Here is a 14757-nt window from a genome sequence, read left to right on the forward strand (position 1 = left end):
AGCTTGAAGCTAGGGCGCGCGACGCCACGGATGATAACGAGCACTGCTCAACAGCTCGATGATCAATTTCAATCTCAGTCTGAAAAAATCAATAATATCAGTGCCTCGGCGGCTTTTCTTGCGACGGCTGGAGAAAAACTGCGAGCCGGCGCGCGGCGAAACGCGGCCCGCGACAGGTCTCCTCAGAAATGCTGCGAGGACCAGCGACAAAACTGCGGCGCCGATCCTTGGCCAAGCTGGCGCCGGACGCCTATCTGCGGTTCCGAGGCGGCGGCGTCGAAGCCGGCCAAGAGGGATGAGCCATGAGCAAGCAGTTGAAGTTGGGCGCGTTCATGCGGCCGGTCAGCATTCACACCGGGGCCTGGCGTTATCCTGGCGCGATCCCTGACGCCAATTTCAACTTCCCGGCCATGAAGCGGTTCATCCAGACCCTGGAGCGCGCCAAGTTCGACGCCTTCTTCATGGCCGACCACCTGGCCGTGCTGAACATGCCGATCAACGCCCTCAAGCGCAGCCACACGGTGACCTCGTTCGAGCCCTTCACGCTGCTGTCGGCCCTGGCCGCGGTCACCGAGAACATCGGCCTGATGGCCACGGCCTCTACGACCTATGACGCGCCCTACCACATCGCCCGGCGCTTCGCCTCGCTCGACCACATCAGCGGCGGCCGGGCCGGGTGGAACATCGTCACCACCTCCAACCCCGACGCGGCCCTGAACTTCGGGCTGGAAGAGGACATGGAGCACGACGCCCGCTACGCCCGGGCGCGCGAGTTCTACGATGTGGTCACCGGTCTCTGGGACAGCTTCGCCGACGACGCCTTCGTCCGCGACGTCGAGGCCGGGATCTATGTCGATCCGACCCGAATTCACGTGCTCGACCACAAGGGGCCGAACCTGTCGGTGCGCGGGCCGCTGAACATCGCCAGACCCGTCCAGGGTTGGCCGGTGATCATCCAGGCCGGCGCGTCGGAGGCCGGGCGGCAACTGGCCGCCGAGACCGCCGAGGTGATCTTCGCGGCCGGCGCCAATCTCGACGCCGCCAAGACCTTCTACGCCGACATCAAGCGGCGCATGGCGCTGATCGGCCGCGACCCGGACAGCCTGAAGATCCTGCCGGCCGCCTTCGTGGTGGTCGGCGACAGCGTCGAGGAGGCCAAGGCCAAGCGCGCCAAGCTCGACAGCCTTGTGCACTACGACAGCGGCATCGGCACGCTCAACAGCATGCTCGGCCACGATGTCTCGGCCTATGACCCCGACGGTCCCTTGCCGGAGATTCCGCCGACCAACGCCAGCCATTCGGCCCGCGAGCGGGTGATCGACCTGGCGCGTAATGAGAGCCTGACGATCCGGCAACTGGCCGCTCGCGTGGGCAGCTATGGCGGACCCGCCTTCGTCGGCACGGCCCAGACCATCGCCGACGAAATGCAGCGCTGGTTGGAGGAAGAGGGCTCGGACGGCTTCAACATCATGTTCCCGTACCTTCCCGAAGGCCTGGATGACTTCGTCGACAAGGTCGTTCCCGAACTGCAGCGGCGCGGGATTTTCCGCACCGAATATGAGGGCGCGACCTTGCGGGAGAACCTGGGCCTGCAGCGGCCGGCGAACCGGTTCTTTCCAACCTAGCGTGGCGTTCCGCTAGCCGGGAAACAGCGACGGAACGGCCTCGGGATCCGCGTCGTCGCGGCGCGGTCGCCGGCAAATAAGCGCGTTGAAGAATGCTCGTTTGATGCGGCGGGGCGTGATCGCTCTAGATGCGGCTTTCAACAATGGAGGCTTGCGTGGCGGACGGTTTCATCCCGGGGGTCGAACCCATTCGGCACAAGGTCAGCGAAGACGAGTGGCGCGTGCGCGTCGATCTGGCCGCGCTCTATCGCCTGGCGGCGCTGGAGGGGTGGGACGACCTGATCTTCACCCATGTCTCGGCGCGCGTGCCAGGACCCGAGCACCACTTCCTGATCAACCCCTACGGCCTTCGGTTCGGCGAGGTCACCGCCTCCAGCCTGGTGAAGATCGATCTGGACGGCAATCTGGTCGAGCCAAGCGCGTACGGGATCAACTATGCCGGCTTCGTCATCCATTCGGCGATCCACGCGGCGCGCGAGGACGCCCACTACGTCATCCACTTCCACACCGACGACGGCATCGCGGTCTCGTCGCAGAAGGAGGGGCTGCTGCCGCTGAACCAGCGCTCGCTGGGCGTCATCCCACGGCTGGCCTATCACGACTACGAAGGCGTGGCCCTGCATCTGGACGAGCGCGAGCGGCTAGTGGCCGACCTGGGCGACAAGACGCTGCTCCTTCTGCGCAACCACGGCACCCTGGCCCTGGGCTCATCGCCCGGCGCGGCATGGCTGGGCATCTATCAGCTGGAGAAGGCCTGCACCGCGCAGATCCGTGCGCTCAGCGGCGGCCGCGACGGCGTGCTGATCGCGCCCCAGGCGGCGCAGGAGGAGGTGGCCCGATTGGTCGCTGGGCAGGGGCGTGGCACGAGTGATCGGGCCAGCACCGCCGACCTGGCCTGGGCCGCGCTGCTTCGCCGCGTCGACCAGGAGTCGCCCGGCTACGATCGCTAGGGAGTTACGCGCGGCCAGGGACGCTGCTCTGGCCGCAGGCGCTCATAGGCGCGTGACAGTCGGAGCACGCCCAGGTCGTCAAACCGCCTGCCGACGATCTGCAGGCCGATGGGCAAGCCGTCGTTCGTATAGCCGCAATTGATCGAGGCCGCCGGCTGTTCGGTCATGTTGAACGGCACGGTGAAGGCTATGTGCTCGAACGGCCGGCGGGGATCGTTGGTCGGGGAGGGCAGCTCTGCGGCGAAGGCGGGCATGGGCGCGGTCGGCGACAGCACGAAGTCGTACGGTTGGAACGCCTTGGCGCCGGTCTCGCGCATGCGCTGGATCTGGTTGAAGCCGCGATAGACCGACAGGCCGTCGGCGTCTTTGGCCGCCCGCGCCCAGGCGTCGATATAGGGCAGGACGAGGCGAGCCTTCTCCGGCGGCAAGGCGCTGAGATCGCTCCACGACCGGGTGCGCCAGAAGAGGTCCAGGCCGTCCAGCATCTCGCGGGTCAGGAAGGGAGCGAAGGACTCGACGATCGCGCCCTGGGTCTCAAGCAGGCGCGCGGCGGCGACCACCGCCTCCACGACCTGGGGCTCGGGCGCGGCGCCGGCCCCGGCGTCCAGCATCAGGCCGATGCGCAGGCCACGCAGGTCGATCTCCAGGTCCAGCCAATCGAGGTCGGCGGGCGGCAGGCTCATGTGGTCGCGCCAGTCCGGGGCGCTCAGCACGGTCATCATCAGGGCGGAGTCGGCGACGGTGCGGGTCATCGGTCCGGCGACGCGGCCGATATAGGGTGGATCGATCGGGATGCGCCCATTGCTGGGCTTGAACCCATAGACGCCGCACCAGCCGGCCGGCAGGCGCACCGAGCCGCCGATGTCGGTGCCCACATGCAGAGGGCCATAACCGGCGGCGGCGGCCGACCCCGCGCCGGCGCTGGAGCCGCCCGGCGTCTTGTCGATGTTCCAGGGATTGCGCGCCAGCTTGTGAAAGCTGGACAGGCCCGACGACAGCATGCCGAAGTCCGGCACCGTGGTCTTGCAGAAGATCACCGCCCCGGCCTCGCGCAGTCGCGCCGCCGGGGGCGCGTCGGCCTCCTGGGGGATCAGGTCCGTGGCCGCCGTGCCCAGGGGCTTGGCCAGGCCCTTGGTGGCGATCAGCTCCTTGATGGTCACCGGCACGCCGTCGAGCGGTCCCATCGGTTCGCCTCGGACCCAGCGCGCCTCCGACGCCCGAGCATCGGCCAAGGCGGCGTCCAGGTCCAACCCCCAGGTGGCGTTGAGGGTAGGCTCCAGCGCTTCGACCCGAGCCAGAACCGCGGTCATCACCTCGACGGGAGAGACGCGCCGGTCGCGATAGAGCGTCAGAAGCTCGACGGCCGTGAGGTCCGGAAAGTCGGTCATGGGAACTCCGGTAAGCAAGGCGAGTACGGAATGAGGCTACAGGCCGTCAGGCTCGCGCGAAGTCGTTTTCCGCCCGCTGGCGGCCGGCCTCGGCTAAAAGCGGTGGCGCGCCGAATCTTTGAAGGATGCCTGCCTTGTATCGTCCCGGACCCCGCAACCTGATCACCGACGTGCCGGGCCTGAGCGTCGGCAACGCCACCGACGAGATGGTGCGCAGCGGCGTGACGGTGGTGCTGTGCCCGGGCGGCTGGACAGCGGGCGTCGACGTGCGCGGCGGCGGGCCGGGCGTGCGCGAGACCGAAACCCTGTCGGCCGAGAACGGCTACGCAAAGGCCCATGCCGTCACTCTGTCGGGCGGTTCGGTGTTCGGCCTGGGCGCGCCCGACGGCGTGGTCGCGGCGCTGTCGCGAAAGGGCGAAGGACTGGTCGTCCGGCCCGGCGCGCCGCTCGTGCCGATCGTGCCCGGCGCGGTGCTGTTCGACCTGGCCAACGGTGGCGACAAGGCCTGGGACCTGGACCCGCCCTACCGCCGGCTGGGCGTCGAGGCGGTCGAGGCGGCTGGCCAGGATTTCCAGCTGGGCGCGTTCGGCGCGGGACGCGGAGCGCGCGCGGGACTGGTGCAGGGCGGGTTGGGCTCGGCCTCGCTGGACCTGGGCGAAGGCGTGATGGTCGGCGCCCTGGCGGCGGTCAATCCGGTCGGCTCGGTGTTCATGCCCGACGGCCAGACCTTCTGGGCCTGGCCCTTCGAGATCGACGGCGAGTTCGGCGGCCGCACGCCCAGCGGCGCGGCTAAGGCGATCGAGCCGATGCCCGACGACTCGCGGCTGGCGGGGCAGGGGCGACTGACGCCTGGCGCCAACACCACGCTGGCTGTGGTCGCGGTCAATGCGGCGCTCTCCCCTGGCGAGTGCAAGCGCGTGGCGATGATGGCCCAGGACGGCCTGTCGCGCGCCATCCGCCCGGCCCACACGCCGTTTGACGGCGACGTCGTCTTCGCCGTGGCCTCGGGCGAGATCGATCTTGGGCAGGACGAGCGCCTGCGTCGTATCGCCCGCATCGGCTCGGCGCTGGGCGACTGTCTGGCGCGGGCCATAGCGCGTGGGGTCTATCTGGCCCACGGCTAGGCTCGCGCGGCCAGGGCCCGTTGCAGGTCGGGCGTCGCGGCGATCAATTGGGCCGTATAGGGGTGCTTGGGGTTGCCGAAGACCTGAGCGGTCGGACCTTCCTCGACGATCTCGCCGGCCTTCATGACCAGCACCCGGTCGGTCAGGCCGCGCACCACGCCCATGTCGTGCGAGACGAACAGATAGGCCAGGCCCAGCTCGTCCGACAGCTGGGCCAGCAGGTCCAGCACCTCGGCGCGCACGGTGACGTCCAGGGCGGAGACGGCCTCGTCCAGGGCGATCACGGACGGCTCCACGATCAGGGCGCGGGCGATGGCGATGCGCTGGCGCTGGCCGCCGGAGAACTGGTGCGGATAGCGGTCGGCGGCCTCGGCGGACAGGCCGACCTGGGTCAGGACCTTTTCGACCTTGGTGCGGCGTTCGGCGGGCGTCGGCTTGGCGTCGAGCAGGTGCAGCGGCTCGGCGATCAGCCGTTCCACCGTCCAGCGCGGATCGAAGCTGCCGTGCGGATCCTGGAACACCACCTGGACATGGCGGCGCAAGGCGCGTGGCGCGGAGGGCGAGAACGCTTGGCCGTTCAGCTCGACCTGTCCGCCTTGCGGCGCTTCCAGGGCCAGCAGGGTGCGCAGCAGGGTAGACTTGCCGCAGCCGGACTCGCCGACCAGGCCGACGATCTCGCCGGGGCGGATCGCCAGGCTGACCTCGGACACCGCGCGGAAGGCTGGTCCGGCGCGGAGGAAGCGGCGCGGGCCAGGATAGTCGCGCACCACGCCCTTGGCTTCGAGCACGGGCGGAGCGGCGAGGTCTGGCGTTCCGCGTCGGACCGGAACGCGCGCGGCGTCGGCGGCCAGGGCGCGAGTGTAGGGATGGGCCAGGTTGGCGAACAGGGCTGCGGTGTCGTCCTGCTCGACGATCTGGCCGTCCTTCATCACCGCCACGCGGTCGGCGATTTCGGCCACCACGGCCAGGTCATGGCTGACCAGGATCAGGGCCGCGCCGTCCTCGCGCACCAGCTGGCGCAGCAGGTCCAGGATCTGCGCCTGGGTGGTGACGTCCAGGGCGGTGGTCGGCTCGTCGGCGATGATCAGGCGGGGCGACAGGACGATGGCGATGGCGATGGCCACGCGCTGGCGCTGGCCGCCCGACAGCTCGTGCGGATAGCGGTTCAGCGGGAAACGCTCGGCGGGTAGGCCGACGCGGTCCAGCGCCCGCCGCGCCGCCACCAAGGCCTGCTTGCGGGAGCCGCCCTGGTGCAGGCGCACGACCTCGGCCACCTGGTCGCCGATGGTCATGACCGGATTGAGCGCCGTCATCGGCTCCTGGAAGACCATGCCGATCCGCGCGCCGCGCACCCGGCGCAGTTGCGCTTCGGATAGACCTGTAAGGTCATGGCCTTCGAACGTGATCGCACCCGAGGCTTGGCCGCCGGACGGCAGCAGGCCCAGGATTGAGAGCGCCGTCATCGACTTGCCCGAGCCGGACTCGCCGACCACGCCCAACACCTGTCCGGCGTCCAGGACCAGGGAGACGCCACGCAGGATCGACTTGTCGCCGATGGAGACCGACAGGTCCTGGATCGTCAGCAGGGTCATGTCAGCGGTCCCCGTCCAGGCGCGGATCCAGCCGGTCGCGCAGGCCGTCGCCCAGAAGGTTCAGGCCCAGAACGGTGATGACGATGGCCAGGCCTGGGAAGATCGCCTGCAGCGGCGAGGTGCTGATCAGGGTCTGGGCGTCGGCCAGCATCCGGCCCCAGCTTGCGGCCGGCGGCTGGGCGCCCAGGCCGATATAGGACAGGCCGGCCTCGGCGATGATCCCCAGCGAAAATTGCAGGGTGGCCTGGACGATCAGGATGCTGAGCAGGCCCGGCAGGATGTGCTCCCACGAGATCCGCGCCTGGCCCTTGCCGGCCGTGCGGGCGGCCAGCACGTAGTCGCGGGTCCACAGGGACAGCGCCGCGCCGCGTGTCAGGCGGGCGAAGACCGGGATGTTGAACACGCCGATGGCGATCACGGCGTTGATCGCGCCGGGGCCGAGCACGGCGGTCAACAGGATGGCCAGGATCAGCGAGGGGAAGGCGAAGATCACGTCGTTGGCGCGCATGACCAACTCGTCGATCCAGCCGCGCCGGGCCGCCGCCAGCAGGCCCAGCGGCACGCCGACGCCGGCGCCCAGCAGCACCGCCACCAGCGACACGGCCAGGGCGTTGCGGGCGCCGGCCAGGACCATCGACAGGGTGTCGCGCCCGAAGTGGTCCGTGCCCAGCCAGTGGGCGGCCGAAGGGCCTTGCAGACGATGGGCGATGTCGAAGGCGGCGACGTCGTAGGGCGTCCAGGCCAGCGAGCCCAGGGCGGCCAGCACGAACAGCGCCGCGATCGTCGCGCCAACGATGAGACTGACGGGGCGGCGGCTCATGACCGGTTCCTCCCGCGCAGCCGGGGATCGACCAGCACATAGGCCACGTCGATCAGGAAGGTGGTGGCGATCACGGCGAAGACCAGCACCATGACCACGCCCTGCACCACGATCAGGTCGCGCTGGGTGATCGCTTGCAGCACCAGTCGTCCCAGGCCCGGCAGGAAGAAGACGTTCTCGATGATCACGCTGCCGGCCAGCAGAAACGGGAACTGCAGGCCCAGGATGGTCAGCAGGGGGATCAGGGCGTTGGGCAGGCCGTGACGCCACAGGGCTTGGCCAGACGACAGGCCCTTGGCGCGGGCGGTGCGCATGTAGTCCTCGGCCAGGGTGTCGATCAGGGCCGAGCGAGTGACGCGGGCGATGATCGCCGCCTGGGGTACAGCCAGGGCCAGCGACGGCAGGGTCAGGGCCTTGAGCGCCGGCCACAGGCCCGCGTCCCAGCCCGGAAAGCCGCCCGCCGAGAACCAGCGCAGGCCCATCGAGAAGCCCATGACCAGCAGGACGCCGAACCAGAAGTTGGGAATGGCCACGCCGATCTGGGTCAGGCCCATCACCGTCGTGTCGGCCGCGCCGCCGCGCCGCGCCGCCGCGAGGGCGCCGATCGGCGCGCCGATCAGCACCGACAGCGCCATGGCCGCCATGGCCAGGGGCAGGGAGACGGCCAGGCGCTCGGCGACAAGGCCAGCCACCGGCGTCTGGTAGGTGTAGCTGACGCCCAGGTCGCCGTGCAGCATCCCCAGCAGCCAGGCCAGGTAGCGCTGCGGCGCCGGACCTTCCAGCCCCATCTGGTGGCGCAGATTGGCCACGGCTTCGGGATTGGCGTTGAGGCCCAGCATGTAGGCGGCCGGATCGCCGGGCACGACCTGGATGATGGCGAAGACCACAACGCTGGCGGCCAGCAGGGTCACGGCCATCACCGCCGCGCGGCCGCCCAGATAGGCCGCGCCGAAGCGGGCCAGCAGGGCGACGAGGCCCGCGACCACGACGAAGCCGGCTACGATCCCGAGCACGCCGCCCACGCCGCTGCTCTTGGTCGTGGCGGTTTCGCCATCTGAGCCTGGCGTGTCGAAATAGGCCGCGTGGAGATCGACGGTCTGGGTCGGCGAATTGACCCAGAAGTCCTTCAGGCCGGCGTCAAACACACCCAGGCGCGGGAACTGGAACAGGAAGCCGTTGACGACGTCGTCGGCGATCTTGCGCTGGATCTGCCGGAGGATGTCAGTGCGCTGGGCCTCGTCGGTGGTGGCCTTCAAGGCCTCCATCAGCCCGTGAAAGGCGTCGCTGTGATAGCCGAAATAGTAGTCGGCCTTGTCGTAGATCCCGTAGTCCATGGGCTCGGCGTGGCTGACGACGCTGAGGTCGAAGGCGTGGCGGCCGTAGACCTGGTCCAGCCACTGGGCCCATTCGAGGTTCTCGATCTTCACCTTGATGCCGACGGCGGCCAGCTGCGACGCGGCGATCTCGCCGCTGCGGCGGGCGTAGTTGGGCGGTGGCAGCTTCATGGTCAGGGTGAAGCCTTTCGGGTAGCCAGCCTGCGCCAGCAGCGCCTTGGCCTTGGCCACGTCGTGCGGATACAGGCCGGTCAGGTCGACATAGGCGGCGTTCTGCGGCGGGAAGTGGCTGCCGATCGGCGTGCCGTAGCCATACATGGCCGCGTCGATGATCGCCCGACGGTCCAGGGCGTGCTGGATGGCTCGCCGCACGCGCACATCGGCCAGCGGTCCGCTGCGGCTGTTGATCGCCAGGATCACTTCGCCCTCGCTGGACGCGGCGATGACCTTCAGCGACGGGTCGGCGCGCAACTGGGCCAGGTTCTCGGGGGCGGGGTAGTCGGGGAAGGCGTCGACGTCGTGGGTCTTGATCGCGGCGAAGGCGGCGGCCGGATCGGCGATGAACTTGAACGTCACCTGGCGCAGTTTGGCCGGCGCGCCCCAGTAGCCGTCATTGCGGACCAGGGTCACCGCGTCGCCGCGCCGCCAGCCGGAGAACTTGAAAGGACCCGTGCCGACCGGCGCCGTGGCTAGAGATCCGGCCGACTTCGGCGAAACCATGACCGTATCGCCCCAGGCCAGAACGTAGAGCAGGTTGCTGTCGGCCCGGGACAGGTGCAGCCGCACGGTGACGGGATCGACGACCTCGACCTGACGGATGACGCTCAGCGCCTCCTTCTGGACGTTGGTCGAGGTCGGGGCGAGGGCGCGTTCCAGGCTGAACTTGACGACGCGGGCGTCGAAGGGCGTCCCGTCCTGGAAGCGCACGCCGCCCCGCAGGTGGAAGGTGTAGGTCAGGCCGTCGGGCGCGACCTCCCAGTATGTCGCCAACAACGGCTTGATGGCGCCATCGCGGTCCAGCCGGACCAGGCCTTCGAAGATATTGCCGTAGACCACCTCGTCGGTGGCCACCGCCGCGCCCGAGGTCGGGTCGAGATTGGGCGGTTCCAGTTGCAAGGCCAGGGTCAGGTTGTCCTTGGCCATAGCCGGCCCGCCCGCGCCCACCAGGACGAGCGTCAGGGCGGCGAGGATCGCGCCGAAAAGCCTGGACAGTCTCACGCCAGGGCCGCCAGTCGGCGCTCGACGCGCGCGCGGGCCTTGGCCGCCTCGCGCGGCAGGCCCAGGCGGTCATAGACCTGCGCCAAGGCGCCGTTCAACGGCACGCCGTCCGGATCGAAGGCGCGGCGCAACTCGAGCGTCTGTTGCGCCTCGTTAAGTCGGCCGGCGCGGATCGCGGCGTCCAGGGCGATCTGTTCGAAGAAGTCGCGCTGGGCGTGGCTGCCGCCGACCTCGATCAACCGGGGCAGGGCGGTGCGCAGGCCCTGGACGGCGGCTTCGTGGTCGCCGCGCGCATGGGCGACCAGACCTTCGGCGGCGGGCAGGGCCGCGTCGCGCCAAGCCGCGCGGGTGAGGTTGGGCGCTGTGCTCGCCATGCGGCGCACGGCCGCCAGCAAAGGATCGGCCTCGGCCCGGCCAGCGCGGGCCAGGCCGTATAGATATTGCAGGGTCAGGAACGGCTGAACCACGTCCTCGCCGCGCTTGACCAAGTGGTCGGCCACATCGCTCCAGCGGTCGCCGACATCGACGCCGGCTAATTCCAGCCGGGCCAGCAGCGAAACCGCCCCGACCTGGTCCTGGGAGTAGTCCTTCTCCTGGGTCCAGCAATGCTGGTCGTAGGCGGCCAGGGCTTCGTCGAACCGGCCTTGGCTCAGATAGAACAGCGCCAGGTGCCACCACAGATGGGTGTCCATGAACGAGTTCAGGCCGGTCCAGGTGTCGCGCACGCCCTCAAGGAACAGCGCGCCCTCGTCGATGCGGCCCTGGGTCAGCATCACATGGGCCAGGGCGTGCTGAGCCCAAGGTTCCTTGCGCTTCAGCGCCAGGGCTCGCCGCGCCGAGGCTTCGGCCTCGTCCAGCAGGTGGCACTGCTCGTAGGCGAAGGCCAGCATGCCGTGCAGGTGCGGATTGTCGGCGTTGGCCTCGGCCACGCCGGCGGCCGCGCGGAGCATGGCGGCGAAATCGCCGCGATTGAAGGCGTGGTACTGGCGTAGCTTGAGGATCAGCAGGTCGTTGGGCCAGGCGGCGAGGATCGCGTCGGCGATCGTCTCGGCCCGGGCGATGTCGTCGTCGAACCAGGCCAGCAGGAAGTCGACCGCGGCCTGCTCACGGGGATGGGCGTGGGGGCGCGCGGCATGAGCCTTGGCGACATAGGGCGCGGCGAGGCCTGGCCCTTCCGGCGACTCCAGCAGCAGCCACAGCATGCCGGCATAGGCGTTGAGCAGGGCGCTGGCGGGATCGGCGTCGGCCGCCGCCAGCACGCCGGCGGCCCGGGTCTCGTAGGCCAGGAAGCCTTCGACGAAGTCGTTCACCGCCGCCAGGGCGGCGTCGGACGAAGCAGTGACGGGGTTGCCCAGGGAGTCGACGCGCATGGAGGTACTCTAGTCGGCGAAGACGGGCGCGCCAGACACGGCGCGCCCGTTCGCGTCACTTGGTCGGGTGAGCGGCCAGGAAGGCGGCGACGTCGTCAGCCGTACGCTGCGGAATCTCCACCTGGGGCAGGTGGCCGACCTTCGGATAGATGATCAGCTGGGCGCCCGGGATCGCCTCGGCGAACTTATGGGCGCTGGCGACCTCGATCAGGGGATCGGTCTCGCCCCACAGCACCAGGGTCGGGACCTTGATCGTCGACAGCGCTTCCTTGGTCGCCTGGCTGTGCTTGCCCGGCTGGATCGACATCAGAATGGCGCGGTGGCCCGGCGCGCGCTGCAGTTCGGCCCAGCGGGCGATGAAGGCGTCGGTGATCACGGCCGGATCGCCGACCTCGCCGCGCAGACCCGAGCGGATCAGCGGCGCGTTGTCGATCGAACGCAGGAAGGCCCGGCCCCATGAATATTGCAGCAGCTTGAAGGCCAGCGGCGGCTTCTTCAGGGTTTCGGACGGCCAGCCGGCGGCGTCGGCCAGGATCAGGGCGTCGACGCGGTCGGGATAGCGCACGGTCGTCTGCCAGGCCACGCCGCCGCCCATCGAGTTGCCGGCGATGGCGAACTTGGGCAGGGCCAACTTGGCGGCCAGGGCGTCGATCAGCTCGGCGAAGCCGTCGGCGCTGGCGACGTAGCCGGCCGGAGCGCGGGTCAGGCCGTGCCCGGGCAGGTCGACGGTGATGATCCGGTAGCGATCGGAAAGGCGCGCGACCCAGCCGTCCCACGAGAAGTGCGAGTCGCCAAAGCCGTGGACCAGCACCAGCACCGGACCGTCGGCCTTGCCCTGGTCCTTGTAGTGCAGGTGAACGCCGCCCGGCAGGTCGGCGTAGTGCGAGGCGGCCGTGGCGTACTTGGCCTCCAGCGTCTCATAGGGAATGTCGGGCCCGCGCAGCAGCAGCCAGCCGACAAAGCCGGCGACCACGACCAGCGCGATCACGCCGCCCAGCACCGACAACAGGATCTTGATCATCACGAAGGTTCCGAAAACGGCGTTTACTGGAGAGACTGTCCGGGCGGCCGCGAAGGGACCGCCCGGCAGGTTTGGCCAAGACTAGAACGCGTAGCTGGCGCGGACGCCATAGGTCGCCGGCCGACCAGCCGCCCCGACCTTCGCCGAGGTCAGGAAGTAGTTGCGGGTGACGTCATACTTCTCGTTGAAGATGTTGCGGCCCCACAGACCCAGGCTCCACGGGCCATCCTTGGGTTGGATCGTCAGGTTCGCGTTGGCCAGCCAGTAGGAGGCCACGGTGTACTCCGTGCCGAGGAACGACGGCGACTTGTCGCGATAAGCGTAGTCCGTGGCGGCCTGGACGTCGAAGTCTCCGACTGCCCAGGTGTAGCTGACCGTGCCGCCGTAGCTGATGCGCGGGAAGTCCAGGGCCACGCCCGACTTGTCGATGGTCTTGGCCGACCACAGGTGGGTGACCGGATCCTGGACCGCCGAGCTGGCGTCGACGTCGTCGAAGGTCTTGTAGCTGCCCTTCTTGTAGCTGGCCGTCTGGGTGATCTGCAGACCGTGGAACGGGGTCCACTGCAGCTCCAGCTCACCGCCGTAGATCTCGGACTTCGGCGCGTTGGTGATCCGGCCGATGGCGCCGTTGGCCGGGTTGATGACCACGCCCAGCACCTGTTGATCGCGGTAGTCGTAGTAGAAGACCGAACCGTTCAGGCGCAGGTTGCGCGCCAGATCACCCTTGAAGCCGGTTTCATAGGCCCAGAGCACTTCGGGCTTGAAGGCGTTGATCTGGTCAGCCTGGGGCGAGTTGTAGACGGTGAAGCCGCCCGACTTCACGCCGCGGCTGACATTGGCGTAGAGCAGGACGTTGTCGTCGGCTTGGAACTCCACGCCCGCCTTGCCGGACAGCTCGTTCAGCGAGGTGTGACGGTCGCCGTTGGTGAACAGCGGCGCGCCGCCGATCTTGGTGGCGAAGTTCTCCAGGTCGCGCTCTTCGTGCTCGTAACGCAGGCCCAGAATGGCCTTGAAGCGCGGCGTGATGGCGTATTCGCCCTGGCCAAAGCCGCTGATCGACTCGACCTTCTGGCTGTAGGACGTGTTGGTGATGAACCCCAGGCTTTGGGTGAAATCGGTGAGGAAGGTCTCGTCCAGCTTCTGGTGGCTGTAGTAGGCGCCGGCCACCCAGTTGAGCGGGCCCGCGTCCTTGGAGGCCAGGCGGACTTCCTGCGAATAGACGTCGACGTCGCTGCCCCAGAACGTGTCGGACTCCGAGGTCGACTTGGCGTCCCAGTCGTTCAGTTCGCGGCGCTTGAGCTTTTCGTACGAGCTGATGCTGGTCAGCTTGGCGAAGCCCAGGTCGACATTGGCGGTGATCGAGCCGCCGCCCGACTCGTTGTCACGCGAGGGCTTTTCGCCGGGCGAGACGCCCGCCAGGGCGGCGAAGGTCGCGGAAGGACCCCAGCCGGTGGCGTTGTACTTGGTGTCGCCGACCTGGCCAGGCACGTTGAGCAGATAGAGGCCCTGGCCGTCCGACTTGTCGCGGCCGTAATGGGCGCTGGCCAGCACGTCGACCTTGTCGGTCGGGGTCCAGTCCAGCTGGCCGCGGACGGCCGAACGGTCGGCGTCGCCGAGCTTCTCGCCGGTGACGCGGTTCTTCTGCCAGGCTCCGCCCTGTTCGGTCACCGCCGACAGACGGCCCTTCAGGGTGTCGCTGATCGGACCGGAGACGAAGCCCTCGACCTTGGCGCTGTCGAAGCGGCCGTACTCGGCGGTGACGCCGGCCGACAGGTGGTCGGTCGGGCGGTTGGTGATGAAGTTGATCGCGCCGCCCGTGGTGTTGCGGCCGTAGAGCGTGCCTTGCGGACCGCGCAGCACTTCCACGCGGTCGATGTCGTAGAGCACGCCCTGGGTGGCGGCCGGCACGGGATAGGCCACTTCATCGACATAGACGCCGACGGTCGGGGTGTTGTTGGTGGCGTAGTCGTCGAAGCCCACGCCGCGCAGGCGGAACTGCGGCTGGCCGCCGCCGAAGGCTGGCGTGACTTCCAGACTGGGCGTTTGGTACTGCAACTGGTTGACATTGGTCACGCCGCGCGCGGCCAACTGTTCCCCGGAGATCACCGAAAGGGCGATGCCGACGTCCTGGGCGGACTGTTCGCGGCGCTGGGCGGTGACGACCACCTGCTCCAGTTCGGTGTTGTTGGTCGCCTGGGCATAGGCGCCGGCCGCGAAGGCGGTGGCGATCGCGCCGGTGGCGGCCCCAATGAGAAGACGCTTGATCATGGAACTATCCCCTGTGTCGGCGTTGCGTGATCTTCGTCACGACAAAA

10 protein-coding genes are annotated in these 14757 nt (G+C 68.9%); 3 read left to right on the forward strand and 7 right to left on the reverse strand.

Annotation, left to right across the window (positions count from 1 at the left end):
- Window positions 1-302: 302 nt before the first annotated feature.
- Window positions 303-1625: an LLM class flavin-dependent oxidoreductase gene (locus G3M62_RS09480; protein WP_165186501.1), complete on the forward strand. Its 1323-nt coding sequence runs from the start codon at window positions 303-305 to the stop codon at window positions 1623-1625.
- Between the two features lie 155 nt (window positions 1626-1780).
- Window positions 1781-2575, forward strand: a complete 795-nt coding sequence (locus G3M62_RS09485; RefSeq protein WP_205691974.1) for a class II aldolase/adducin family protein — start codon at window positions 1781-1783, stop codon at window positions 2573-2575.
- On the opposite strand, the gene G3M62_RS09490 is transcribed toward G3M62_RS09485, so the two are convergent.
- Window positions 2572-3963 carry an amidase gene (locus tag G3M62_RS09490; RefSeq protein WP_165186503.1) on the reverse strand — a complete coding sequence of 464 codons (1392 nt, stop codon included), beginning with the start codon at window positions 3961-3963 and terminating at the stop codon, window positions 2572-2574. The two genes, G3M62_RS09485 and G3M62_RS09490, sit on opposite strands and share 4 nt — an antisense overlap.
- 134 nt (window positions 3964-4097) lie before the next feature.
- On the opposite strand from G3M62_RS09490, the gene G3M62_RS09495 reads away from it, so the two are divergent.
- On the forward strand, window positions 4098-5087 hold the full coding sequence (locus tag G3M62_RS09495) for a P1 family peptidase (protein WP_165186505.1): 990 nt from the start codon (window positions 4098-4100) through the stop codon (window positions 5085-5087).
- Here the strand turns inward: G3M62_RS09495 and G3M62_RS09500 are convergent.
- From G3M62_RS09500 to G3M62_RS09525, 6 genes are all read right to left on the reverse strand, one after another.
- Window positions 5084-6679 (reverse strand): ABC transporter ATP-binding protein, encoded by a 1596-nt coding sequence (locus tag G3M62_RS09500; RefSeq protein WP_165186506.1) that lies wholly within the window; start codon window positions 6677-6679, stop codon window positions 5084-5086. The genes G3M62_RS09495 and G3M62_RS09500 overlap by 4 nt on opposite strands.
- A gap of 1 nt (window position 6680) precedes the next feature.
- Window positions 6681-7499 (reverse strand): ABC transporter permease, encoded by an 819-nt coding sequence (locus tag G3M62_RS09505; protein ID WP_165186508.1) that lies wholly within the window; start codon window positions 7497-7499, stop codon window positions 6681-6683.
- Window positions 7496-10051, reverse strand: a complete 2556-nt coding sequence (locus G3M62_RS09510) for an ABC transporter substrate-binding protein (RefSeq protein WP_246263543.1) — start codon at window positions 10049-10051, stop codon at window positions 7496-7498. Before G3M62_RS09510 ends, G3M62_RS09505 begins: the two co-directional genes overlap by 4 nt.
- Window positions 10048-11421 carry a tetratricopeptide repeat protein gene (locus G3M62_RS09515; RefSeq protein ID WP_165186510.1) on the reverse strand — a complete coding sequence of 458 codons (1374 nt, stop codon included), beginning with the start codon at window positions 11419-11421 and terminating at the stop codon, window positions 10048-10050. Before G3M62_RS09515 ends, G3M62_RS09510 begins: the two co-directional genes overlap by 4 nt.
- A gap of 55 nt (window positions 11422-11476) precedes the next feature.
- Window positions 11477-12442, reverse strand: a complete 966-nt coding sequence (locus tag G3M62_RS09520) for an alpha/beta fold hydrolase (protein WP_165186511.1) — start codon at window positions 12440-12442, stop codon at window positions 11477-11479.
- 81 nt (window positions 12443-12523) lie between these two features.
- Window positions 12524-14710: a TonB-dependent receptor gene (locus tag G3M62_RS09525; protein ID WP_165186513.1), complete on the reverse strand. Its 2187-nt coding sequence runs from the start codon at window positions 14708-14710 to the stop codon at window positions 12524-12526.
- Window positions 14711-14757 lie beyond the last annotated feature (47 nt).

This window comes from Caulobacter soli, from assembly GCF_011045195.1.
Classification (GTDB): Bacteria; Pseudomonadota; Alphaproteobacteria; order Caulobacterales; family Caulobacteraceae; genus Caulobacter; species Caulobacter soli.

Bases quoted from the DNA above. Each gene is read 5' to 3' on its own strand.
- G3M62_RS09490 (WP_165186503.1), bottom strand. From the start codon at position 3,963: ATGACCGACTTTCCGGACCTCACGGCCGTCGAGCTTCTGACGCTCTAT.
- G3M62_RS09525 (WP_165186513.1), bottom strand. From the start codon at position 14,710: ATGATCAAGCGTCTTCTCATTGGGGCCGCCACCGGCGCGATCGCCACC.
- G3M62_RS09505 (WP_165186508.1), bottom strand. From the start codon at position 7,499: ATGAGCCGCCGCCCCGTCAGTCTCATCGTTGGCGCGACGATCGCGGCG.
- G3M62_RS09500 (WP_165186506.1), bottom strand. From the start codon at position 6,679: ATGACCCTGCTGACGATCCAGGACCTGTCGGTCTCCATCGGCGACAAG.
- G3M62_RS09520 (WP_165186511.1), bottom strand. From the start codon at position 12,442: ATGATCAAGATCCTGTTGTCGGTGCTGGGCGGCGTGATCGCGCTGGTC.
- G3M62_RS09515 (WP_165186510.1), bottom strand. From the start codon at position 11,421: ATGCGCGTCGACTCCCTGGGCAACCCCGTCACTGCTTCGTCCGACGCC.
- G3M62_RS09480 (WP_165186501.1), top strand. From the start codon at position 303: ATGAGCAAGCAGTTGAAGTTGGGCGCGTTCATGCGGCCGGTCAGCATT.